18 protein-coding genes and 3 tRNA genes are annotated in these 24,119 nt (G+C 36.6%); 12 read left to right on the top strand and 9 right to left on the bottom strand.

Features of this window, described 5'->3' with window-relative positions:
* Window positions 1-24: 24 nt before the first annotated feature.
* The 6 genes from EV201_RS14670 to EV201_RS14645 form a co-directional block, all read right to left on the bottom strand.
* Window positions 25-101, bottom strand: a tRNA-Asp gene (locus EV201_RS14670).
* 49 nt (window positions 102-150) lie between these two features.
* Window positions 151-227 (bottom strand) — tRNA-Asp (locus EV201_RS14665).
* 99 nt (window positions 228-326) lie between these two features.
* Window positions 327-400: transfer RNA gene (locus tag EV201_RS14660), tRNA-Asp, on the bottom strand.
* A 147-nt stretch (window positions 401-547) separates the two neighbouring features.
* A complete protein-coding gene (rsmD, locus tag EV201_RS14655; protein ID WP_130308392.1) occupies window positions 548-1,087 on the bottom strand; it encodes a 16S rRNA (guanine(966)-N(2))-methyltransferase RsmD in 540 nt (179 codons plus the stop codon).
* Window positions 1,078-1,926, bottom strand: a complete 849-nt coding sequence (locus tag EV201_RS14650) for a DUF3822 family protein (RefSeq protein ID WP_130308391.1) — start codon at window positions 1,924-1,926, stop codon at window positions 1,078-1,080. Before EV201_RS14650 ends, rsmD begins: the two co-directional genes overlap by 10 nt.
* 15 nt (window positions 1,927-1,941) lie before the next feature.
* On the bottom strand, window positions 1,942-2,589 hold the full coding sequence (locus EV201_RS14645; protein ID WP_130308390.1) for a hypothetical protein: 648 nt from the start codon (window positions 2,587-2,589) through the stop codon (window positions 1,942-1,944).
* A gap of 177 nt (window positions 2,590-2,766) precedes the next feature.
* Between EV201_RS14645 and EV201_RS14640 the strand changes: the two genes are divergently transcribed.
* The gene (locus tag EV201_RS14640) at window positions 2,767-4,203 is read left to right on the top strand and encodes an ATP-dependent DNA helicase (protein WP_130308389.1); all 1,437 of its coding nucleotides are present in this window, start codon (window positions 2,767-2,769) and stop codon (window positions 4,201-4,203) included.
* Here the strand turns inward: EV201_RS14640 and EV201_RS14635 are convergent.
* The gene (locus EV201_RS14635; RefSeq protein WP_130308388.1) at window positions 4,198-5,418 is read right to left on the bottom strand and encodes a response regulator; all 1,221 of its coding nucleotides are present in this window, start codon (window positions 5,416-5,418) and stop codon (window positions 4,198-4,200) included. The two genes, EV201_RS14640 and EV201_RS14635, sit on opposite strands and share 6 nt — an antisense overlap.
* Window positions 5,419-5,463: 45 nt before the next feature.
* Window positions 5,464-7,206: a phospho-sugar mutase gene (locus EV201_RS14630; RefSeq protein ID WP_130308387.1), complete on the bottom strand. Its 1,743-nt coding sequence runs from the start codon at window positions 7,204-7,206 to the stop codon at window positions 5,464-5,466.
* Window positions 7,207-7,524: 318 nt separating this feature from the next.
* Here EV201_RS14630 and rpsA point away from each other — a divergent pair, with 318 nt between their 5' ends.
* The 10 genes from rpsA (at window position 7,525) to EV201_RS14580 (ending at window position 21,796) form a co-directional block, all read left to right on the top strand.
* Window positions 7,525-9,345, top strand: a complete 1,821-nt coding sequence (gene rpsA / locus EV201_RS14625; RefSeq protein WP_207224508.1) for a 30S ribosomal protein S1 — start codon at window positions 7,525-7,527, stop codon at window positions 9,343-9,345.
* A gap of 29 nt (window positions 9,346-9,374) precedes the next feature.
* Entirely contained in the window at window positions 9,375-9,731 is a 357-nt protein-coding gene (locus EV201_RS14620) for an STAS domain-containing protein (RefSeq protein ID WP_130308386.1), read from the top strand.
* Window positions 9,732-9,743: 12 nt separating this feature from the next.
* A complete protein-coding gene (locus EV201_RS14615) occupies window positions 9,744-10,667 on the top strand; it encodes a ribonuclease Z (RefSeq protein WP_130308385.1) in 924 nt (307 codons plus the stop codon).
* 571 nt (window positions 10,668-11,238) lie between these two features.
* Window positions 11,239-14,445 carry an endonuclease gene (locus tag EV201_RS14610; protein WP_130308384.1) on the top strand — a complete coding sequence of 1,069 codons (3,207 nt, stop codon included), beginning with the start codon at window positions 11,239-11,241 and terminating at the stop codon, window positions 14,443-14,445.
* A gap of 197 nt (window positions 14,446-14,642) precedes the next feature.
* On the top strand, window positions 14,643-15,890 hold the full coding sequence (locus EV201_RS14605) for a C1 family peptidase (RefSeq protein WP_207224507.1): 1,248 nt from the start codon (window positions 14,643-14,645) through the stop codon (window positions 15,888-15,890).
* A 203-nt stretch (window positions 15,891-16,093) separates the two neighbouring features.
* A complete protein-coding gene (gene guaA, locus EV201_RS14600; protein WP_130308383.1) occupies window positions 16,094-17,626 on the top strand; it encodes a glutamine-hydrolyzing GMP synthase in 1,533 nt (510 codons plus the stop codon).
* A 182-nt stretch (window positions 17,627-17,808) separates the two neighbouring features.
* Window positions 17,809-19,416 carry a S41 family peptidase gene (locus EV201_RS14595; RefSeq protein ID WP_130308382.1) on the top strand — a complete coding sequence of 536 codons (1,608 nt, stop codon included), beginning with the start codon at window positions 17,809-17,811 and terminating at the stop codon, window positions 19,414-19,416.
* 183 nt (window positions 19,417-19,599) lie between these two features.
* Window positions 19,600-20,778 carry a THUMP domain-containing class I SAM-dependent RNA methyltransferase gene (locus tag EV201_RS14590; RefSeq protein WP_207224506.1) on the top strand — a complete coding sequence of 393 codons (1,179 nt, stop codon included), beginning with the start codon at window positions 19,600-19,602 and terminating at the stop codon, window positions 20,776-20,778.
* A 74-nt stretch (window positions 20,779-20,852) separates the two neighbouring features.
* Window positions 20,853-21,389 (top strand): SiaB family protein kinase, encoded by a 537-nt coding sequence (locus EV201_RS14585; protein ID WP_130308381.1) that lies wholly within the window; start codon window positions 20,853-20,855, stop codon window positions 21,387-21,389.
* A 23-nt stretch (window positions 21,390-21,412) separates the two neighbouring features.
* Window positions 21,413-21,796 (top strand): DUF1987 domain-containing protein, encoded by a 384-nt coding sequence (locus EV201_RS14580; protein WP_130308380.1) that lies wholly within the window; start codon window positions 21,413-21,415, stop codon window positions 21,794-21,796.
* Window positions 21,797-21,867: 71 nt separating this feature from the next.
* On the opposite strand, the gene mnmA is transcribed toward EV201_RS14580, so the two are convergent.
* Complete coding sequence (gene mnmA, locus EV201_RS14575) at window positions 21,868-23,076, bottom strand: tRNA 2-thiouridine(34) synthase MnmA (RefSeq protein WP_278043107.1); 1,209 nt, start codon at window positions 23,074-23,076, stop codon at window positions 21,868-21,870.
* Between the two features lie 124 nt (window positions 23,077-23,200).
* Between mnmA and EV201_RS14570 the strand changes: the two genes are divergently transcribed.
* Window positions 23,201-24,085, top strand: a complete 885-nt coding sequence (locus tag EV201_RS14570; protein WP_130308378.1) for a DUF3078 domain-containing protein — start codon at window positions 23,201-23,203, stop codon at window positions 24,083-24,085.
* Window positions 24,086-24,119: the final 34 nt, after the last annotated feature.

Genomic DNA, 24,119 nt, shown 5'->3' with positions numbered 1-24,119 from the left:
GAGTAAGAAATCGAAACTCTATTTTGGCGGTCTGGACGAGACTCGAACTCGCGACCCCATGCGTGACAGGCATGTATTCTAACCAACTGAACTACCAAACCAAAATGTGTGATTACTTTATTTACAGAGTAAGAAACCGAAACTCTATTTTGGCGGTCTGGACGAGACTCGAACTCGCGACCCCATGCGTGACAGGCATGTATTCTAACCAACTGAACTACCAGACCAAAATGTGTGATTTTATAAATCTATAATGCAATTCGCTATTAATAGCATCTTTTATAGAAATTTCAAATCAATAATATTCAAAGAACTCTTTCTTTTAGCGGTCTGGACGAGACTCGAACTCGCGACCCCATGCGTGACAGGCATGTATTCTAACCAACTGAACTACCAGACCTTTTTTTGATAGCGATGCAAAGATAATGCAAGTTTTTTTACTTGCAATAGAGCTATGGACTTTTTTTCTGCTTAAAAAGAATTGAAGCCACTAAACACGCCGTGTTGAGCATGTTAGGATCGATATTAAAATGCATTTTTTTTTGAACTAATCTTTTAACTTAAAGAAACTGAAATTAACGCTACCATAGCTTCTCATTTCAGAGAAGGAAGGGTGTTGAGAGAAATCGTTTCTTGATGAGTGTTCAACAATAACAATACCATCCTCATTTAGAATATTTTGTTTTAATATGGCATCGGGAATTGTATCTATTGTATCCAGGTCGAATGGTGGATCAGCAAAGATCAGATCAAATTTTTTGTTACAGCCTTTTAAATATTTGAAAATATCTGCTCTTAGGGCATGAATTTGAGAAAATCCTAAATCGTTGATGGTTTTCTTTATAAAGGCGCAGTGTTTGAAGTTTAATTCAACACAAACAACCTGCTCGGCACCTCTGGATGCAAACTCGTAACTGATACTTCCTGTACCACTAAATAAATCGAGTACGTTTAAGTCTTCAAAATCGATTGTGTTGTTTAGAACGTTAAAAAGGTTCTCCTTGGCAAAATCGGTTGTTGGACGGGCCTTAAAGCTCTTGTCTGGATTGATTCTTCTCCCTTTGTGGGTACCACTAATTATTCGCACAGACTTGTATTTAAAAGTTTGGTAAATTGATTGTATTCTGAACCCGGAATATTCTTCTTAAGTGGAATCTCATTTGGCATTTTTTCAATATGAATTTCCTTGACATAACGTTTCAGTATTTGAAAAGCCTTACTTGTTTCATCTATTTTTCCTGAAATGTGCAAGTGGCTGTATTCTGTATTTAATTTTTGTTGTTTGTAAATATTCAAGATAAAGTAAACCATGTCCGTTTCATCCTTAAAGGTGAAATTGTTGGCAAAGTGTTTTTGTTCAATATCAGGAATAAAGGCATCGAAAAATTGATCGTAAACCTGAACAAATAGTTTAGGATGTTTTATATCAATATCGCGTTTTAATACCCTTTTATAGAAACTATAGCTTTGGTGTGATAGCTCTGCACCTGCAAAATGTGTTTTTATAAATTCGGGTAGGGCTGATGGTAATGCATATACAAGGAATACATTCATCTCACAAATTTCATCCCAGAGTACAGTTTCATTTTTTAATATGGGATGACAAAGTTGAAGGCTATCAATAGCCAGAGCTTCTGAAAAAAGATCAGATGGAATCAGGCCTGTTTTATTTGTCAACCAAATGACAGATATTTGATCGTATGACAGGTTGAGATAGTCACAATTTCGAATGCTATCTTTTAAGATGTCAATTGACGTGTTGTCGGTATCTGAATTCAACCTTTTTGATTGGTACAGAACTAAACATTTATTGTTTGAGCTAAGGATAGAAAAAGAAAATCCATCCAGACAGAGCTGGATGGATAGTTTATATCTTGACGTATTATCCTTTTCAAATGTTGAGTCAACAAATAATAATTCGTCCATAATTTTGTTTGAGGATTATTCCCAGTTTCCTGCTCCGTTGTTAGCCTCTTCAAGAGAACCTACTTTTAGTCCAGGATATTTGTTAATACGAATACGGTTTCCGTTTTCTTCTTTCAATTCATCTAAATATTCATCACGAAGATCAGCAAAGATAGCCATGTTTGAAACTTTAGCTTCGAAAACCTGAACTTTTACGTTTGAACCTGTTACCACAACACCGGCAGCTAGTTTAAATTCTGTTTGCTCATTAGTAAACGGAACGTATCTTAACTTTTCAATATCGTAATCTTTATTAAAGATTGTCTCAATAGCAGAAACCATAATGGTATCACGAGTGATGAATCCTTTTACTACGGCTTCTCTTTCAGTCATGCCAGCTTCAATTTGCTCATCAGTAAGTGAACCAATTGATTTAATCATAGGCATAGAATCAGATTTGATAAATGAAATTAGAGTATCAAAGCTGCCAGTATATTTATTGTTTACTTCTTTGTAAGCATTTTCTGCTTTACGAATATCTTGCAATTGATTGACAATCTTTTCGTAGCGATGTTTCTGAATTTTACCAAAATTAATTGGCTTCATTATGCTTTGATAGCTTAAGTATCCAAACGCAACAATTGCAAAAGCAAGTAAGATTTGAAAGACTGGTTTTAATTTCATAGTTTATAATTTGTGTTAATTTAGTTATACGGTAGTTGCAAAAAAAAGTAGACATTATTTAATGCATATTCTTATGCTCGTAACATACAAATAGTTTATTAGTTTGTGTAAGTTTGTTTGCAAATTTAAAAAAAAAATCTGTTTGGTTATTTTTATAACCACTAATTTTGAGTGGAAATGTTAAAAAAGCATATTAGCTTGAGTATTTGTGAGGAACTTAAGTTTGATCCGACATCAGATCAGAACCTTGCGATAGATGAATTGTCTGATTTTCTGACGAGTAGTAAGAATGATCGTCTTTTTTTATTGAAAGGATATGCAGGGACAGGTAAAACCACTCTGGTGAGCGCATTGGTTGCCAGTCTTTCTAAAATGAAAATAAAGACGGTTCTTTTGGCACCAACAGGTCGGGCAGCTAAAGTGCTTTCTCATTATTGCGGGCAGAATGCGTATACAATTCATAAAAAGATTTATCGTCAAAAATCTTTAACGGATGGTTTTGGTGTTTTTAATTTAGATCGAAACCTGTCACGTGATACCATCTTTTTGGTTGATGAGGCCTCAATGATATCAAATTACTCTTACGAGACTTCAGTGTTTGGTTCGGGTTGCTTGCTTGATGATCTTATTGATTACGTTTATGAAGGGGTAAATTGTCGTCTGATTCTTGTTGGTGATGTTGCACAGTTGCCTCCAATTGGTGTTGATGTCAGTCCGGCTCTTGATCCCAAAGAACTAGAATCTTGTTATAATTTAGCTGTAAAAGAAGTTGTTTTGACCCAAGTTCTTCGTCAGGCAGAAGAATCGGGTATACTTAAGAATGCAACTGAATTGAGGCGTATGCTCGATGAAAATGAATCGGGATATCCAAAATTTGAAACAGAAAGGTTTTCTGATATAGTGAGAATCAGTGGGGGAGATCTTATTGAAGAAATCTCATCGGCACATTATAAATATGGATTGGAAGAAACCATGGTGCTTAGCCGATCCAACAAACGGGCAAATCAGTACAATCAGGGAATCCGAAATAGTATTTTATATCGTGAAGACGAAATTACGGTGGGAGACTATCTGATGGTTGTGAAAAACAATTATTTCTGGACTGCTGATGTAAAAGAGATCGATTTCATTGCAAATGGCGATATTGTTGAAATCACCAGGATTGGTAAGCATATTGAACTGTATGGTTTCAGATATGTTGAGGTTAGTTTGCGTTTCCCGGATTATAAAGATATTGAGTTGGATACTTTGATTATGCTTGATACCTTAAATATAGAAGCTGCTTCATTAACTTCTGAAGATAACAAGAAACTCTTTTTTACAATTTCAGAGGACTATTCCGATATACGCTCAAAGAAAAAGAGGTATGAAAAAGTGCGTGATAATAAGTTTTTTAATGCATTGCAAGTTAAGTTTGCTTATGCAATAACCTGTCATAAGGCGCAGGGGGGCCAATGGCGGGCTGTTTTTGTTGATCAGGGCTTTATAAACGAGGATATGCTCAACCGGGAATTTTACCGATGGTTATATACGGCTCTAACCCGGGCAAGCGAGAAGTTGTATTTAGTGAATTTTAAAAAAGAGTTTTTTCCCAATGAAGAAATTGATTTATAATTCAATACCAATCATCAGGATGTCATCCGTTTGTTCATTATTTTCTTTCCACTCATCTAACCAATTGAAAAAATCTGATTTTTGCAGATTGATTGATTTTGTTTGAAGATTGATCAGTTTGTTGTAAAATTCTTTTTTCTTCAGGCGTTTGGTTTGACTGCCTCCAAGTTGGTCTGTAATTCCATCAGAATAAACAAAGAGTCTATCACCGGGTTTTGTGCTTATGGTTTTTGTTTGGAAATTTGCGAATTCACTCTCCTTACCTATTGAAAATCGGTCTGAGCCGATTTCGAAAAGGGAAAAATCCTCATTTGTAATCTTAGGTTCAAGTGATTCGTGATCAATTTCCAACAGATTAGATCCCTTTCGGATAAGTATCAGAGGTCTTTTGGCTCCAACATATTCAATCTTGTTTTCTTGCGATGTGATGGAAAGAAAGGCACCGTCCATACCATCATATTGCGTAAAAGTATCGCTTGAAGTATTTAATAAGCGACTAAACTTTTGGCTTAACATTGAGAAAATTTGCCCCGGTTGGATATGGTTGCCATTCTCAAAAATAGTGTGAAGTTCCATTTGTCCCATCATCGTTAGCATGGCTGCAGGAACGCCATGTCCGGTGCAATCAAAAACCCCTATGTTTTTTTGTTGGAAATTTTGGTTGATCCAATAGAAGTCTCCACTGACAACATGCTTAGGCAGATTGATAATGAATGATTTTGGGAACATGCGCTTAAAGTGTTCCGTGTCTGGTAAAATAGAACGCTGAATTCTTTGTGCATGAATCATCCCCTGATGGATGTCAAAGTAGGACTTGTATTTGCTTATTTCTTGTTTTTGCTGATTAATTTGGAAAGCAATCATGATTTTTGATTGCAGTTCAGTAAAATCAATAGGTTTTTTTACGTAATCCAGAGCTCCTTTGGTCAAAGCTTCTTTGATGGTTTCCATCTCCGTTTTTGCAGTGACCATGATGACCGGGATCTCGCAGAGTCGTTCGTTCTCTTTTAATTTTTCAAGGACATCCATCCCATCCATAACGGGCATCATAACATCAAGCAAAATGGCATCGGGAAGGTTATCTTCAAGCCAGTTAAGAGCCTCTTGTCCTCCGTCTTTAGATACGATATTATAATCTTTTCTAAAATAGGCCTCAATTAATTTATTGTTAATTGGGGAGTCATCAATAGATAGTATGGTACGTTTATTATCCATGTGAAAGAGATGTAGGGTAGTTTATATTAAACTACCCTAAATTTATTAGTTTAATTTCAATGAAAGAATTATTCCTTCAATTTTTTTATCTGCAAGAGCCTCAGTCTTATAAAAATCGTCAATTGAACTTAGTTTTTCACGAACTTCAAAATAGAATTTAATTTTAGGTTCGGTTCCCGATGGACGAACAGATATCTTTGAGCCATCTTCTAAAAAGAACTGTAAAACATCGGCAGTCGTCTCAAAGTCAAGATCGGTTTCCTCTCCATTTATTGGATTGATTGCTTTGCGAATGCTGTAGTCTTTAATCAATACGATTGGAGATTCATTTATCATTTTTGGACGGTTGAAACGGAAATCGTGCATCATTTGTTCAATTTCCTTTGCGCCGCTAAGTCCTTCTCTTACAATATAAATCATTTTTTCTCTGGAGAAGCCATATTCGACATATATTTCCTTTAATATATCAAATAAATTTTTCCCTTGATCTTTTGCCCATGCTGCAATTTCTGCCATAATACTGCAGGAGGATACCGCATCTTTATCGCGAGTGAAATCGCCAGGCATGTACCCAAATGACTCTTCGCCACCGCCAATGTAATTTTTGTCCGGGTTCTTACGTATAACATCTGCGATCCATTTGAATCCGGTGTAAGCGTCAAAACATTCAACATTATTTTTGGTTGCGACATCTTTAAATAACTCCGTAGTAACAATCGTTTTTACAACGTAATCATTACCAGTGAGTAGGCCTAATTCTCTTCTTCTGTTGATCAGGTAATAGGTGAAAATAAGAGCTGTTTGGTTGCCATTTATGATTTCCCATTCGCCTTTATCATTGGTAACTGCAATTCCCAAACGGTCGCCGTCAGGGTCGCAAGCCATTACCAAATCAGCATCGACTTCCTTAGCTTTATCAATGGCCATTTTTAAAGCCTCTGGTTCTTCTGGGTTTGCAGACCAGACAGTTGGGAAATTACCATCAACCACATCCTGTTCTGGAATGTGAATGATATTTTCGAAACCGTAGTTTTTTAATGAGTCAGGTACAAGTTTGACTGTTGTGCCATGTAATGGGGTAAAAACAATCTTCAAGTCTCTCTGATTTTTGATTGATTCGGGAGATAAGCTTAAGGTTTTTACTGTGTCGAGGTAAAGTTTATCCATTTCAGCCCCAAGAACCTCAATTAAATCCGGATTTCCCTCGAACTTGATATCTTCGACCTTTACAGCTTTAACTGCATTGATGATGTTTGTATCGTGAGGAGTGACGATTTGAGAGCCATCTTCCCAATAGGCTTTGTAGCCATTGTATTCTTTAGGGTTATGCGAAGCCGTAATAATTACACCTGATTTGCAACCCAGCTGACGAATGGCGAATGACATTTCAGGTGTGGGTCTTAAATCGTCAAAAATATAGGCTTTGATTCCATTAGCAGAGAAGATGTTGGCAACGGTGTCGGAGAATAACTTACTGTTGTTTCGACAATCATATCCAATACAGATTGAAATTTCTTCTCCGGCAAAACATTCATTTAAATAATTGGCAAGACCTTGTGTTGCGGCGCCAACAGTATATATATTCATTCGGTTTGTACCTGGTCCCATTTTGCCACGTAGCCCACCTGTTCCAAACTCCAAATCTTTATAAAAAGAATCAATCAGGTTGGTTTGATCTTCATTACTCATTAATTCGGAAACAGCAGTTTGGGTGTCTTTATCGTATTTAGACGATAGCCATTCTTTTGCCTTTGAGTTGACTAGGTCTAGTATCTCTTTTTGATTCATCGCTTAATATTGAAGATGTTTTTTTTCAGAAATTTGAAAATCAAAAATATCTTAATTTTTTGGATAAATCAAAGGTTTTATTTGATTAATCCAACTTCAGCTTAGATGTAGGCTGTTTGGGTCCTGGTTTTATTTTGATATTCAGCAAGAACTGGCTTTGTGTCTGTTGGTTAGGCTGGTAGTTGTGGCGGGATAGTCTACTGATTTGGATTGAAACAAGAAGAGTTGTTTTTTTTGATGATATGGTATAAAAATAGGGCAGACTAGGGTTGCGAATTGGAATATAATGAGTACTTTTGCAGCGATTTAAATAATATAATGTCTAATTTACTAGTAAACAAACTATTTAGTATGGTTGAAGAAAACAAAAATGCTGCTGTTGAAGCAGAATTTGATTGGGATGCATTCGAAAATGAAGATGCAGGTTTTGCTGCTAACAGAGCAGAATTAGAAGCTCAGTACGATAAAACATTATCTACTGTTGCTGAAAAAGAGGTTATCGATGGTATCGTTATCTCTATGAATAAAAGAGAAGTTGTAATCAATATTGGTTACAAATCAGACGGTATTGTTTCATTGAACGAATTCCGTTACAACCCAGAATTAACAGTTGGTGATACTGTTGAAGTTTACGTTGAGTCTCAGGAAGACAAAAAAGGACAGTTAGTTCTTTCTCACAAAAAAGCTCGTGCATTACGTTCATGGGATCGTGTGAACTCTGCACTTGAAAACGACGAAATTATTAAAGGTTACATCAAGTGTCGTACCAAAGGTGGTATGATCGTTGACGTATTTGGTATTGAAGCTTTCTTGCCAGGTTCTCAAATTGATGTTAAGCCTATCCGTGACTACGATATTTACGTAGGAAAAACTATGGAATTCAAGGTTGTGAAAATCAATCACGAATTCAAAAATGTTGTTGTATCTCATAAAGCTCTTATCGAGGCTGAATTGGAACAACAGAAGAAAGAAATTATCGCTAAGCTTGAAAAAGGTCAGGTTCTTGAAGGAACAGTTAAGAATATCACTTCTTATGGTGTATTCATCGACCTTGGTGGCGTAGATGGTTTGATCCACATTACTGACCTTTCATGGGGTAGAGTATCTCACCCAAGTGAAATCGTTGAATTAGATCAGAAATTGAACGTTGTAATTCTTGATTTCGATGATGATAAGAAACGTATCGCTCTAGGTCTTAAGCAACTTACTCCACATCCATGGGATGCTCTTGACGCTGAAATGAAAGTTGGCGACAGAGTAATGGGTAAAGTTGTAGTTATGGCTGATTATGGTGCATTCGTTGAGATCGCTCCAGGTGTTGAAGGTCTTATCCACGTTTCTGAAATGTCTTGGTCACAGCACTTACGTTCTGCTCAAGATTTCATGAAAGTAGGAGATGAGGTTGAAGCTCAAATTATCACTTTAGATCGTGAAGAAAGAAAAATGTCTCTTGGTCTTAAGCAATTGAAGCAAGATCCTTGGGAAGGTGTTGAAGCTAAGTATGCTGTAAACTCTAAGCATTCTGCTAAGGTTCGTAACTTCACAAACTTCGGTGTATTTGTTGAGATTGAAGAAGGTGTTGATGGTTTGATTCACATTTCTGACCTTTCTTGGACTAAGAAAGTGAAGCATCCAGCTGAATTCACTCAAATTGGTGCTGAAATTGAAGTTGTTGTTCTTGAAATCGACAAAGATAACAGAAGATTGAGCTTAGGTCACAAGCAATTGGAAGAGAACCCATGGGATGTGTTCGAAACAATTTTTGCTACTGACTCAACTCACGAAGGTACTATCGTAGAGATCTTTGAAAAAGGTGCTGTTGTTGCTCTTCCTTACGGTGTTGAAGGATTCGCTACTCCACGTCACCTTGTAAAAGAAGATGGTTCACAAGCTAAAGTTGACGAGAAACTTACTTTCAAAGTAATTGAATTCTCTAAAGCTGCTAAGCGTATCATCCTTTCTCACTCAAGAACTTTCGAAGATGTTAAGCGTGCAGAAGTTTCTGAAAAGAAAAAATCTGAGTCTGCTAACATGAAAAAAGGCGTTAAGAAGGTGAAAGATTCACTAGAAAAAACTACCTTAGGTGATATTTCTGAATTGGCTGCTTTAAAATCTCAACTTGAAAAAGGAGATAAGTAAGCTTTAAATAATCCCTAAAGAGGTTACAAATGGACTTTAAGATTGACAAAAAAGACGGATACACTTTAGTTCAGGTTTTAAATGAAAGATTGGATACGCATATCGCTCCTGAGCTAAAATCAAAATTGGTTTTGATTTTTTCAGAAGGAGAAAAGAATATTCTTCTAAATTTGGATGCTTGTACTTATTGTGATTCATCCGGCTTGAGTGCCATTCTTGTTGCCAATAGGTTATGTAAGAATGCTAATGGAACATTTGTTCTGTATGGCTTGCAGCCTGCAGTTGAAAAACTGATTATTATTTCACAGTTGGATACAGTTCTTAACGTTTCAGACGATTTGAGCGTTGCTGAATCCTTTATGAGAAATAGTGAGATTGAACATTAATATAGATCGTAAGTGAAATTTGAATTAACAATCTTAGGCAGTAATTCTGCATTGCCAACCTCAAAAAGATTCCCAACCGCTCAAGTGCTCAATGTACTTGAGCGGTTTTTTTTAATTGATTGTGGCGAAGGCACACAAATACAATTAAAGAGGTTTCGAGTCCCCATGTCTCGAATCAATCATATCTTCATATCGCATCTTCATGGCGATCATTTTTTTGGTCTGATAGGCCTAATATCAAGTTTTTCCTTGCAAGGAAGAACAAATGATTTGCATATTTATGCCCATTCCAAGCTTGAGAAAATTATTCGTTTTCAGCTTGATATTTTGGACTCCAAATTGGGTTTCAAACTGATATTCCATAATATCTTTGGGAAGGAGATTCAAACTCTTTTTGAAGATGCAGCACTTACCGTTCAGTCTTTTCCTTTGAGGCATGGCGCTATGCCGTGTGCAGGTTTTTTATTTAAGGAAAAACAGCGTCCTCGCCACCTTATAAAAGAGATGTTGGACTTTTATAAAATTCCAATTAAGGCCAGACATGGAATAAAAATGGGGGATGATTATTTGACTGAAGAAGGCGAGTTGATTGCTAATGCTAAGTTAACCTTTGCAGCATCACGTCCTCGTTCTTATGCATTTTGCACGGATACAGCCTATTTCCCAAGAATTGTACCTGTAATTAAGCAGGTCGATCTGCTTTACCATGAAGCCACCTTTTTGAAAGATGATGAAAAACGGGCCAAATCGACTTATCATTCTACTGCAGAACAAGCGGCACGAATTGCCAAAGAAGCGGAGGTTGGAAAATTATTGATTGGTCATTTTTCAGCACGATTTCATGACTTGTCAAGTCATCTAAATGAAGCCAAAGACGTTTTTGCAAATACTGAATTAGCAGAGGATGGAAATGTTTTTTCAATCTTAAATACTTGATCTATTCCTCACAAGCTGTATGTTAGCAAGTAAAGGAAAAGTTTTTGCGCTGCAATAAAAAATTTGCATTCTGCGTGTAATTTCAAAAAAATCTTATAGTTTTACGAACCGACGATTCTCGTTCACGAATTATATAATCTTATAGATGAGAAGATATAATTCTGGATTAGTAATTGGTATTGTACTTAATCAATTGGCGTGATGTTCAGAATGAAATAATGTTACATTCTTTGATATTGAATATGCTATAGTCTTTAGATATAAGAGTACAAAACAAAACTAAGCAACCTCTGTAGATTTTGGATGGCTGAATAAGCTACATCCCCCAAATCTTGTATTTTATTTTTCCAAGTATTTTAATGAATGTTTCTTGCGAATTTGTTCCTCGTGTGATTACACAGGGAATATATTCTGATGTGGATTTTTGCCAGGTTTAGTAGTAAGAAATCATTTTAGATACCGCCAGTTGAAATGATTTAGTGTTGAAGATAGTGTACTTTAAAAACCCCAAAATAAACTAAACTATATTTTATATAATCCACTCTCTACTTACTAACTAAAAAAATCTAATATGAAAAGAAATTTACTCTCATTCTTTGCTATGATGTTGCTGCTTTCGTCAGCACTAATGGCACAAATACCTCAAGGGTATTACGATTCCGCAACAGGTTTGAGTGGCGATGCTTTAAAGAGTGCGCTAAATAATATTATTAAGGGACATACTGAGTATCCTTATAGTTCAACTTCAACTGATGTGTGGGATATCCTAAAGGGAGCCGACCGTGATCCTAATAATCCCGATAATGTGCTGTGTATTTATTCAAAATTTTCTGTCAATGCAGCAGCTGAATACAACAATGCTGATGGTTGGAATAAAGAGCATGTTTGGGCAAAATCAAGAGGGGATTTTGGGACGACAAAGGGACCCGGAACCGATTTGCATCATATTCGTGCGGCAGATGTGTCAACGAATTCGGCTCGAAATAATCGAAATTTCGACGAGGCTCCTACACCTTATGTCGATAAGGGAGGAACGAATAATGGAGCCACACCGGCGTATACCAGTGATGTGGATTGGATTTGGGAGCCACCAGCAGATGTGAAAGGTGATATTGCCCGAATGTTGATGTATATGACAGTTCGCTATGAAGGTTTTGATGGTGAGCCTGATTTGGAATTACAAGAAGCTTATCTTGATAATGTAAGTAAAGAACCTACGCAAGCACGTTTATCAACACTTATTCAGTGGCACTTGAATGACCCTGTTGATGATGAGGAACGTAGAAGAAATAATGTTGTTTATTCATATCAACATAATCGCAACCCATTTATTGATCATCCTGAGTTTGTTTGTGAGATTTTCGATTGTGGCGGAACCCAACCGACGAATTCGGCACCTGTTTTTACTTCATCAGTAGTTGTTGATGCTACTGAAAATGTAGCTTACAGTTATAACATTACTGCTACAGATGTTGATAATGATAACTTAAGTTTTTCAGCAAGCAGTTTACCTTCGTGGTTGAGCTTGACCGATAACGGTAATGGTTCAGCCGTATTGAGCGGAACACCTTTAGCAGCTCATGTTGGTGTAAATTCAGTTGGTCTATCTGTCAGTGATGGACAGGTTTCTGCAGTTCAGAATTTCCAAATTACAGTTGTAGGGGAAAATGTGAGTGCTGGCGCTGGTGATTTATTTTTCTCAGAGTATATCGAAGGTTCATCGAATAATAAAGCGCTTGAAGTAGCCAATTTTACGGGGTCTACAGTAGATTTGTCAGCCTACACAATTAAGAAACAGACCAATGGTGCCGGATTATGGTCGGGTGGATTGGTTTTGAGTGGAACTTTAGCCAATCAGGACGTTTTTGTAGCGGCCAATTCTTCAGCGGTGGCTGAGATTACGAGTCAGGCTGATTACACCGGAGGTGTTGGTGAGATGACTTTTAATGGAAACGATGCTCTTGGATTATTCAAAAATGGAGTCTTGATTGATATTATTGGTAATTTTGATGGTGGTTCAGCTTATTTCGCTCAAGATCAAACCATGCGTCGTAAATCGAACATCCAAAGCCCTAATGTTACCTATAGTGTTTCGGAGTGGGATGTTTTGGCAAAGGATACTTTTACGGGGTTAGGTTCGCATGTATTTGATGGTGGAGGAGAGGTTCCGGATGTTGAGGCTCCAAGTACTCCAGAAAATTTAACGTCATCGAATATTACTGAGAATGGCTTTGATATTTCATGGTCGGCCTCAACTGATAATATTGCCGTAACAAATTATGAAGTATATCTTAATAATGTGCTTATTGCAAATCAAACTTCTCAAGCTTATAGTTTTAGCTCTTTAAATGCCGGAACGACTTATACCGTGAAGGTAATTGCAAAAGATGAAGCAGGTAATTCATCTACCTCTGCAAGTATTAATGTTCAAACAATTGCTCCTGATACTCAGGCTCCAACTTCTCCAGGAAATTTAGTGTCATCGAATATTACTGAGAATAGCTTTGATATTTCCTGGTCGGCTTCAGCTGATAATGTGGCTGTAACGGCTTATGAGGTGTATTTAAATGATGTTCTTGTAAACACTCAGTTGTCTCAATCCTACAGTTTTAGTTCTTTAAACGCCGGAACGACTTATGCTGTGAAGGTAATTGCAAAAGATGAGGCAGGTAATTCATCAGCCGCTGCAAATATTAATGTTCAGACAATTGCTCCTGATTCTCAGGCTCCAACTGTGCCTGCTAATCTAGCAGTAGCAAATGTGAGTCAAACAGGGTTTGATGTTTCCTGGTCGGCTTCAACTGATAATGTGGCTGTAACGGCCTACGAGGTGTATCTTGACAATATTCTTGTTGAAACACAAGCTTCTACAAATTATGGATTTACTTCATTGAGTGCTTCTACAACTTATATCGTGAAGGTGATGGCTAAAGACGAGGCTGGTAACACATCAGCGGCAACTCAGTTAAGTGTAACCACCAAGTCTGCACCAAGTTCAAAAGTGCTTATTGCAAGTGATTTTGAGTCAGGATGGGATAATTGGATTGATGGAGGTAGTGATGTTAGCTTGTATTCCGGAATCAGATCATATCAGGGCTCATATTCTGTCAATTTACAGGATAATAGCGGAACCGCATCAGCAATGACATCAGCTACATTTGATATTACAGCTTATAATCAGATTGATATTGAGTTTTATTACTATTCGTATAGTATGGAAACGAACGAAGATTTCTTTGTGAAGTATTTCGATGGTTCATCATGGCAAACAGTGGCGTCTTTTGTTAGCGGAGTTGATTTCGATAACAACAATTATTATGTGGCGACTTTAAGTTTTGATGCTTCACTGTATAATTTTGCTGCCAATGCTAAGTTTCGTTTTCAATGTGATGCCAGCTCGAATAGTGATGATATTTACATTGATTTAGTAACTATTACGGCTTCGAATAACGCAACGAAATCGAATCTGGTTCATAATGTTTCATCTGTGTATGTGAAGTCAGGTTTAGAATTGGATGAAAATATTGAAAATGAAGTGAATATTTATCCAAATCCGGCAAGCGAATATTTTGATCTTTCTCTAAGTCTTGAACAAGAAGTTGATTTGACTATTTATATCTACGACTTAAATGGTCGTCTGGTATCTTCAACTAAAGAACTAAATTGTGTGGGTGACTATACAAAACGCATGAATGTTTCAGGTCTTGAATCTGGTATGTATTTAGTTGTCGTAAAAGGTGATGATATAAACTTTTCGAAACGATTGGTTGTTAAATAATAGCTAAAGAATAAGTATGTAATTACTATGCACAGTTCGGTAGAGCTGTGCATTTTTTATATTCTGATTGGTTCTCTCAATAAACTTTTTCTAGTAGGACTGATTAAAGCTAGTGAGTAATTTTCTGTTTGTCATGAGTCACAAATTATATTTTTTCTACCTTTAGGCTTTCAGGAAATTTAATCAACACATTAAAAATGAAAAGAATTTTATTATCAGCACTGACCATGACGGTTTGCGTTAGTGCTTTTGCTCAGCAAAAAAAAGACAAATCGATTTTTAAAGAGTATGAGCCAGGTTACTACCAAAACTCTATCCTTAAGGATATCAGAAACGTTGATGCTAAATTGGAAAATAAAGAAGTAGATAAGCGTTTCTTCATGGATCAGTCATCTTATGATCTACCGAATGATATCAGCTTGTATAAAAATAATATACAGTGGGCACTTCCAACCATTTCTCAAGGAAATACAGGTACATGTTGGTGTTTTTCAACAACGTCATTTTACGAGTCAGAAGTTTATCGTCTTCATAAAAAGAAGGTTGATATTTCTGAAATATACACTGTGTACTGGGAGTATGTTGAGAAAGCTCGTCGTTTTGTAAAAGAGAGAGGCGATTCTGAATTTGGTCAGGGATCAGAAGGAAATTCGGTTGCTCGCATGTGGAAAATTTATGGTGTGGTACCTCAATCGGAGTACACAGGCTTGAAAGATGGTCGTAAATTCCATACTCATGAGAAGATGTACAATGAGATGTTGGCTTATTTAAAATTCCTTAAGAAAAGTAACGCTTGGAATGAGGAAGAGGCAATTGCTACCATCAAGTCTATTATGAATCATTACATTGGTGTGCCTCCAACTAAATTTACAGTTGAAGGTAAAGAATATACACCTCAAACTTATTTAAAAGACTATCTACAGTTAAACCCGGATGATTATATCGAGTTGCTTTCATACAAGCAGGAGCCATATTGGCAGCAAGTTGAATACAAGGTAACTGATAACTGGTGGCATTCAAAAGAGTACTATAATGTACCTCTTGATGTTTATATGGATGCAATTAAGTCTGCTGTTCGCGAGGGGTATACCATGAGTATTGGTGGTGATGTTTCTGAGGCTGGTTTCTTACGTACAACCAATTGTGCAATGATTCCTTCTTTCGATATTCCATCGGAATATATTACAGAAGATGCGCGTCAGTTCCGATTCTCAAACGGTACAACTACGGATGATCATGGCATGCATTTGATTGGTTACTATGTTGATAAAGACGGCAAAGATTGGTACTTGATTAAAGATTCCAGTTCAGGATCTCGTAATATCGATGAGAAATCACCTGAATTTGGTTATTATTTCTTCCATGAAGATTACGTAAAACTTAAAATGATGGGTGTTACCATCCATAAGGATGCTGTAAAGAAATTATTGAAGAAGTTTAAATAAGCTATTTTAAAAGACATTGAGCCCCTTTGCATAATCATGTAAAGGGGCTTTTTATTTGGCTTGAGCTTTGTTAGGGATTTAAAAATCACATTAAATCAAAAATTGTTATAACAATCGGAAATAATAATTATTTAATGCTGATGAATTGTATATCTTTGTACGCCAAATAGAGAAGCTAAACAACCTCATATATTTAAAAGATTATGCAAGAAAAGATTTTGATTCTTGACTTTGGCTCGCAGTACACTCAGCTGATTGCTCGACGTGTTCGCGAATTAAATGTTTATTGCGAAATTCATCCTTACAACCATCCTCCAAAATTGGATGATAGTATTAAAGGTGTGATCCTTTCGGGAAGTCCATTCTCGGTTCGCGAAGAAAATGCTCCAATTCCAGATTTATCAGAAATTAAAGGCAAGTTACCACTTCTTGGTGTTTGTTATGGTGCTCAGCATTTGGCTCACTGTTTTGGTGGGGAAGTTATGGCATCAAACAAGAGAGAATATGGGCGTGCAAACCTGACTTCTGTTGATAATACGAACGAGCTGTTGAAAGGCATCAGTATGAATTCGCAAGTGTGGATGTCACATGGTGATACCATTGAGCGCATGCCGGATAACTACAAGGTGATTGCTAGTACCGTTGATGTTGAGAATGCTGCTTTTGCTATTGAAGGTGAAACTTCTTATGGTATTCAATTCCACCCTGAGGTTTATCACAGTACTGAAGGAACAACTTTGTTGAAAAATTACATTGTTGATATTTGTGGTTGTAAGCAAGACTGGACTCCGGATGCTTTTGTGGAAACAACGGTTGCCGAGTTAAAAGAGAAGTTGGGTGATGATCGAGTTATCTTAGGTTTATCAGGAGGTGTTGATTCAACTGTTGCGGCCATGTTATTGCATAAGGCAATCGGTAAAAATCTATACTGTATTTTTGTTGATAATGGCTTGTTACGTAAGAATGAGTTCACAGATGTATTGAAGAAATACGAAACTTTAGGCTTAAACGTTATTGGAGTTGATGCTGGCGAGAAATTTATTTCAGCATTGGCTGGCGTAACTGAACCGGAAGCAAAGCGTAAGATTATTGGTAATGCTTTTGTTGAAGTTTTCGATGACGAGTCACATAAAATTGAAAATGCAAAATGGTTGGGACAAGGGACAATTTATCCTGATGTTATTGAATCAGTTTCAGTAACAGGTGGGCCTTCACAAACCATTAAATCGCATCACAATGTTGGTGGATTGCCTGATTATATGAAACTGAAAGTGGTTGAGCCATTGAAGTTGTTATTTAAAGATGAGGTGCGTCGTGTTGGTCGAAGCATGGGGCTTGAAGATAAGTTCATTAGCCGTCATCCTTTTCCAGGTCCTGGTTTGGGAATTCGTATCTTAGGCGATATCACGGCTGAGAAAGTTCGTATCCTGCAAGAAGTTGATCATATCTATATCTCAGGATTGTTGGAAGATGGTTTGTATGATGAAGTTTGGCAAGCGGGAGCGATGTTGTTGCCGGTACAGTCAGTAGGTGTGATGGGTGATGAGAGAACCTATGAGAGTGTTGTTGCTCTTCGTGCTGTAAGTTCAACCGATGGAATGACAGCAGACTGGTCGCATTTACCATACGAATTTTTGGCAAAAGTGTCTAATAAGATCATCAATGGTGTTAAAGGGGTTAATCGAGTGGTGTACGACATCAGTTCGAAACCACCAGCAACTATTGAGTGGGAATAATATTTCAAGGGCTATCCTAAAAAGGGTAGCCTTTTTTTTTGCTTTGACATAAGTGTTAGCCTGCAAAATGTTATTTTTCTCTAAAAGGCCTGATATTTCAATATCTAGGCTAAGTGATGTTTACAAAAAGATTGTATCTTTCGTTTTACTTTACTTGAAGTCTAAATAAACAAAAAAAATATATGAGATTATTGAATTCTACCATTAGTAAATCTGTATTTACTTTATTACTCTTTATTGTTTTAGGTTTTTCGCAAATACAGGCGCAAGAAGTCAGAGATCAGACCATTAAATATCAGAATTTAATCGCTTTGGTTGATGCTTTCTATGTTGATAGTGTTAGTCTTGAGAAGTTGACCGAAGATGCAATTATAAAAGTTCTGGCAGAACTGGATCCTCACTCAGTTTATATTAGTAAAGATGAAGTGAAAGCCATGAATGAGCCTTTGCAGGGAAGTTTTAGTGGCGTTGGTATTCAGTTCAATATTTTGAGAGATACCCTGATGGTTGTTGCAACCATTCCTGGCGGCCCTTCAGAAAAGGCAGGCTTAAGAGCGAGTGATAGAATTATCAAGATAGATAATGAGTTGGTTGCTGGTGTTGGGATGAAAAATACCGATGTATTCAAAAAATTAAGAGGTGATAAAGGCACAAAGGTTAATTTAGCGATTCAACGTAAAGGGGAAAAAGAATTGCTTGATTTCCTAATTGTTCGCGATGATATTCCAATCTACAGTCTTGATGCTTCATACATGATAAATAAGCATGTTGGTTACATCAAACTAAATCGTTTTGCAGCCAAAACTGCAGATGAGTTTTTGGAAGCTCTTTTAAAATTGAAAGAGCAAAAAATGAAGGATCTTATTCTTGACCTGCGAGGTAATGGGGGTGGTTATATGACTGCAGCCATTAAGATTGTCGATCAGCTGTTTCATAAAGATCAACTGATTGTGTTTACCGATGGTTTAAAATCCCAACGTCACGATAACCTTTCAACAGATGCAGGGGCTTTTAAAGATGGAAGAGTTATTGTTCTGATAGACGAAGGATCAGCTTCGGCTTCCGAGATTGTTTCCGGAGCAATTCAGGACTGGGACAGAGGTTTAATTGTAGGTCGCCGTTCATTTGGGAAAGGTTTGGTTCAGCGCCAGTTTCCTTTGTCGGACGGATCGATGATTCGATTGACAACAGCTCATTATTATACGCCGACTGGTCGTTGTATTCAAAAACCCTATGATAATGGTTTGATGGATTATAGAATGGATATTTTCAACAGGTATAAAACTGGTGAGATGATCAATCAGGATAGTATTCATTTAGCCGATTCGTTAAAATATAAAACATTGGTTAAGCAGCGTTTGGTTTATGGTGGCGGTGCTATTATGCCCGATGTATTTGTGCCTATTGATACAACGGCTAATTTCAAATACTTTAATTTGCTAGCTAGAAAGAATGTTCTTTATCCTTTTGTTTTGACTTATATGGATAATAACAGGGATAAGCTTAAAGCCAAATATCCTGATTTTGAGAGTTTCAATAAGTCCTTTGTTATTACTGAGGAAATGCTTAACGATTTGGTTGCCGAAGGCGATAAAGCTAAGGTGGAACATAACGAAGAAGAGTATATGGCAGTGAAAGAACATCTTCGAGTTCATTTGAAAGCCCTTATTGCAAGAGATTTATGGGATGGAGCTGAGTATTATCAAATAGTGAATCAGAAGAATGAGATATTAGATAAAGCTCTTGAAATACTTGATAACTCTAAGGAGTACGAGACATATTTGAAGTAGAAAATTACGTTTTAGATGAAGAGCCGGATATTTTTCCGGCTTTTTTTATTTAAAAAGACCTGAAAATAGCTGTTTTTATAAGCTAAAGACTATTTTTGTAAGCGTAAATTAGAGATGGTCTATATTCGTATTAAGCAAATAGATTAATCGTCTATCAAAAGGGTATAATTAATAACATTAGTTTTGAAAACAGATTCGGGAAAGTTTAGATTGATTGCAAAAACCTTTCATGGTTTAGAGGAAGTATTGGCTCAGGAATTGGAAAATTTAGGCGCTGAAGAGATTAGAATATTAAAGCGTGCAGTAAGTTTTGTCGGTGACAAGGCATTAATGTATAAAACGAACTTACATTTAAGAACTGCGACTCGTGTTATTAAGCCGATATACAAGTTTACTGCAGCAGATACAGATGAATTGTATAAAGGCATACAGGAAATTGATTGGAGTGAATATTTGTCTTTAAAAGATACGATTTCAATTGATAGTACAATTAGTTCTGAAGACTTTAAGCACTCGAAATTTGTAACATATCGAGTTAAGGATGCTATTGTTGATCAATTCTATGAGAAAACCGGAGATCGTCCATCGGTTCGTGTTGTAAATCCAACTTTAAGGGTCAATGTACATATCGATAAAAATACCTGTACTGTTTCTTTAGATAGCTCAGGAGAATCCTTACACAAAAGAGGTTATCGTGTTGCAGAAACAGCCGCTCCACTGAATGAAGTCATGGCTGCCGGGATGATTTTAATGTCTGAGTGGGATAAGAAAAGCAACTTCATTGATCCAATGTGCGGATCGGGTACTTTATTGATCGAAGCTGCTCTGATTGCATATAATATTCCAGCTGGTTTATATCGTAAAGAATTTGGCTTTCAAAAGTGGGCTGATTTTGATCAGGATCTTTGGGATGACATCTATAACGAAGAGACAGAAATTGATTTTGATGGCAAAATCATTGGTTGTGATATCTCGGATAAGGCCATGGAGATCGCGGAAGAGAATATTCGCAACGCAGGTTTAAGAAGAAAAATTAAACTGACCGTGATGCCTTTTCAACAATTTATACCTCCGGCAGAAAAAGGAATTTTAATTACCAATCCACCTTACGGCGAACGTTTGAAAGTTAAAGATTTAGAAGGTCTTTATTCAATGATCGGTGAGAGATTAAAGCATCAGTTTTCAGGTTATGACGCATGGATTTTGAGCTACGGTAAAGAATGTTTCGATAGCATTGGTTTGCGTCCATCTCGTAAAGTAACTTTATTCAATGGTTCATTGGAGTGTAAGTTTCAGAAATATACGATGTTTTCAGGAAGCAAAAAGGATAATTATAAAAGCAGAAAAGAATCAGAAAGATAAGAAGCCAGATACTAATCTTTTTCCTATTTTATTATATTTGTTGAGAAGACATCGTTTAATATAAAGATATTTCAATGAGTTTTAATCTTAACCAGTGGTTTGCCGAGAATGTGAGCGAAAACACCCTTTTTTATTATAAAGGGAGTGTTGGCACAGAGCGGGTGACTAAAATTCTGGAGAAGATTGAAGCCATTATGGACGAAAAGAAATTTCCTTTAAGAGAGCGAAAGAAAATCCTGAATATTTTTATTGAATTGGTTCAAAACCTCTACCATCATGGGGAGAGGTTTGAGATTGATAATACGTTTAAGAGTTATGGTTGTATAATTTTTAATACTGTTGATCATGGTGTGGAAATTATATCGGCAAACTTTATTAAGATTGAAAGACTCAAAGTTTTCACGGATTATATCGATCACACAAACTCCATGGGTACTAAGGATCTTAATGCTTTATATCGGAAAGTGTTGTCTAATAAGCATTTTTCTGATAAAGGTGGTGGTGGTTTGGGTATCATAAATATGATAAGAAAAAGTGGGAATAAGCTTAAATATTGTTCGAAACGAACCGAAGGTGATAATTTTTTCCTGGTTCTAACTGTAAAAATTTAGTCAAAAAATAACGATATTCTTTTATGGATACTTTAATTATAGAAGGCACTTCAAAAACACCAAAAGTAATATTCGATGCTGAAAAAGGCGAATTATTACTCGAGGGACGTTCAATTCCTGAAAACTCATTGGAATTTTATATTCCATTGATGGAATGGTTGGATACATATTCACAGGAAGTAAAAACGGACACGATTGTTCATATGAAGTTGGAGTATTTTAATACGAGTTCATCAAAGTGTATTTTGGATTTTTTCAGAAAGCTTGAAACAATTTCCAATCGCGGTAATAAGATTTCTATCAACTGGTATTTCGAAGAGGATGATGAGGATATGATGGAGGCGGGTGAAGATTATGACGCAATTGTCGGTTTACCTTTTGCCATTATTGAACAAAAAGAAGCTTAATCGATTCGATATAAAAAAAACGGGCTGTTTCATCTGAAACAGCCCGTTTTTTATAGTATATGAATTTGTGCTTATTCCCCGTCAATAGGACCGGAACCAATTAGTTCATCACCATCGTACCATGCTGCAAATTGTCCTGCAACAACTGCACGTTGGGGTTCATCGAAAAGAATATATAAGCCTTCTTTCTTAAAATAAATGGTTCCTTTTTGAAGGGGCTGACGGTAACGAATTCTAATGTCGTAGCGTCGTTCACACTCTTCGGTTGGCATTAAATCCGGACGAATCCAGTGAGTCTCTTCTTTTGAGATAAACAGAGCTCTACGCATCAACAGTGGATGAGAGTGTCCCATACCTGTATAAACAATATTCTCTTTTACATCAGTTCCTATAACAAAAAGGGGTTCCGCCTTTCCGCCTACGTTTAAACCTTTTCTTTGACCAACAGTAAAGAAATGAGCACCATTGTGTTCACCCACTTTTTTCCCATGGTGTCTTCTGAATTTATAGGGTTTTGCCAACTCTACTAAATCCTCTGATTTAGGTAAAAGTCTGTGTGCGTTTTCTGCAAGAACTTCTACAATTACACCGGGTTTAGCTTTAAGTTTCTGTTGCAGGAAAATAGGTAAATCAACCTTACCAACAAAACAGATACCCTGTGAGTCTTTCTTTTCAGCTGATGCTAATTTCGCTTTTCGGGCTATCTCTCTAACTTCAGGTTTTTCAATCTCTCCAATTGGAAACATGGCTTTTGATAGCTGTTCCTGCGAAAGCTGACAAAGGAAATAACTCTGATCCTTATTGTTATCAACACCAGCTAAAAGGCTGTAGACTTCTTTCCCATCTATTATTTTGGTTTCTTTTCTGCAATAATGTCCTGTGGCCACATAGTCAGCTCCAAGCTCAAGAGCCTTTTTCAGGAAGACATCAAATTTAATCTCACGATTGCAAAGCACATCAGGATTTGGTGTGCGACCTTGCTCATACTCCGAGAACATATAATCAATAACCTGAGCGCGATACTCCTTACTTAAATCAACAAAATGGAATGGAATATCCAATTTTTTAGCCACCATTTGTGCAAACAGAATATCCTCGTCAAAAGGACACTCTTCTGATTTCAAACCGACCGTGTCGTTCCAGTTTTGCATAAATAGTGCCTCAACCTCGTAGCCTTGCTCTTTTAGCAAATAGGCAGCTACGCTTGAATCAACACCACCTGACAATCCAATTACTACTTTCTTTGTCATTTCTTTTTCTCCTTCATTTTGAATCTGCAAATGTACTTATTAAAATTATGAAGCGCAATATTGACTTTTTGATAAGAGCTGTGCTTATTTTTAAACAAAATAAATTAATTTAGTATGTTCATAGGTCAGATTATTAATTAAAAAACGAGATACAATGATTAGAAAATTACTTTTTGTATTTATGGCACTTATCTGTTTAAATGCGAGTGCACAAGAGGCTCAAGATACCAGCTACTGGAAAAAAGGGGGTATGGCTTCATTATCATTTTCGCAAACGTCTTTAAGCAGCTGGTCTGGCGGTGGGGATAATGCGATATCAACTAATGCACAACTGAATTTATTTGCCAATTACACCAAAGCTAAAAATGCCTGGGATAACACATTGAACCTGGAATATGGTCTTTTGAAGCAAGGTGATGAGGGAACTCGTAAAAGCATCGATAAAATTGATTTTGTAACCAAATATGGACATCAGGCGAGTAAGAAATGGTATTATACGGCATTATTAGATTTTAAAACTCAGTTTGCAAAGGGATATAACTACGGCAAAAATGAAGGTGATCCCGATCAAAAAGTATCCAATTTCATGGCACCAGCATATCTTTTACTTTCTCTGGGTATGGACTATAAGCCCAATGAGATTTTCTCAGCTTATTTATCACCTGTAACGGGAAAAACAACCTTTGTAAATGATGAAGATTTATCGGATGCAGGCGCTTTTGGAGTCGATCCGGGGGATAAAATAAGATATGAGTTTGGTGCTCTGGCAAAAATGGTCTTGAAGAAGACCGTGGCTAAAAATGTGGATTTAAAAAGTACTTTAGATTTATTTACAGCCTATTCAGAGTCTTTCGGAAATATTGATGTGAATTGGGATTTGATGATCAATATGAAGGTGAATAAATTTTTAACAGCTTCCATCAACACAACATTGGTTTACGATGATGACGTACAATATGTGGATAAAGAGGGTGTAAACAGAGGTGTTAAAGTTCAATTTAAAGAAGTATTGGGTATTGGTTTATCTTATAAGTTTTAGATAAAATCTGCCAAATTAATACATGCCTCTTGCG

This window comes from Ancylomarina subtilis (assembly GCF_004217115.1).
Classification (GTDB): Bacteria; Bacteroidota; Bacteroidia; order Bacteroidales; family Marinifilaceae; genus Ancylomarina; species Ancylomarina subtilis.
This window is presented reverse-complemented; position numbering and strand designations above follow the sequence as displayed.

What these genes read in the sequence shown, in the direction of transcription:
- EV201_RS14585 (WP_130308381.1), top strand. Translation starts at nt 20,853, where the DNA reads ATGAGTTTTAATCTTAACCAGTGGTTTGCCGAGAATGTGAGCGAAAAC.
- EV201_RS14620 (WP_130308386.1), top strand. Translation starts at nt 9,375, where the DNA reads ATGGACTTTAAGATTGACAAAAAAGACGGATACACTTTAGTTCAGGTT.
- EV201_RS14630 (WP_130308387.1), bottom strand. Translation starts at nt 7,206, where the DNA reads ATGAATCAAAAAGAGATACTAGACCTAGTCAACTCAAAGGCAAAAGAA.
- EV201_RS14570 (WP_130308378.1), top strand. Translation starts at nt 23,201, where the DNA reads ATGATTAGAAAATTACTTTTTGTATTTATGGCACTTATCTGTTTAAAT.
- EV201_RS14645 (WP_130308390.1), bottom strand. Translation starts at nt 2,589, where the DNA reads ATGAAATTAAAACCAGTCTTTCAAATCTTACTTGCTTTTGCAATTGTT.
- EV201_RS14640 (WP_130308389.1), top strand. Translation starts at nt 2,767, where the DNA reads ATGTTAAAAAAGCATATTAGCTTGAGTATTTGTGAGGAACTTAAGTTT.
- EV201_RS14595 (WP_130308382.1), top strand. Translation starts at nt 17,809, where the DNA reads ATGAGATTATTGAATTCTACCATTAGTAAATCTGTATTTACTTTATTA.
- EV201_RS14635 (WP_130308388.1), bottom strand. Translation starts at nt 5,418, where the DNA reads ATGGATAATAAACGTACCATACTATCTATTGATGACTCCCCAATTAAC.
- EV201_RS14610 (WP_130308384.1), top strand. Translation starts at nt 11,239, where the DNA reads ATGAAAAGAAATTTACTCTCATTCTTTGCTATGATGTTGCTGCTTTCG.
- EV201_RS14605 (WP_207224507.1), top strand. Translation starts at nt 14,643, where the DNA reads ATGAAAAGAATTTTATTATCAGCACTGACCATGACGGTTTGCGTTAGT.
- rpsA (WP_207224508.1), top strand. Translation starts at nt 7,525, where the DNA reads ATGTCTAATTTACTAGTAAACAAACTATTTAGTATGGTTGAAGAAAAC.
- guaA (WP_130308383.1), top strand. Translation starts at nt 16,094, where the DNA reads ATGCAAGAAAAGATTTTGATTCTTGACTTTGGCTCGCAGTACACTCAG.
- EV201_RS14580 (WP_130308380.1), top strand. Translation starts at nt 21,413, where the DNA reads ATGGATACTTTAATTATAGAAGGCACTTCAAAAACACCAAAAGTAATA.
- EV201_RS14650 (WP_130308391.1), bottom strand. Translation starts at nt 1,926, where the DNA reads ATGGACGAATTATTATTTGTTGACTCAACATTTGAAAAGGATAATACG.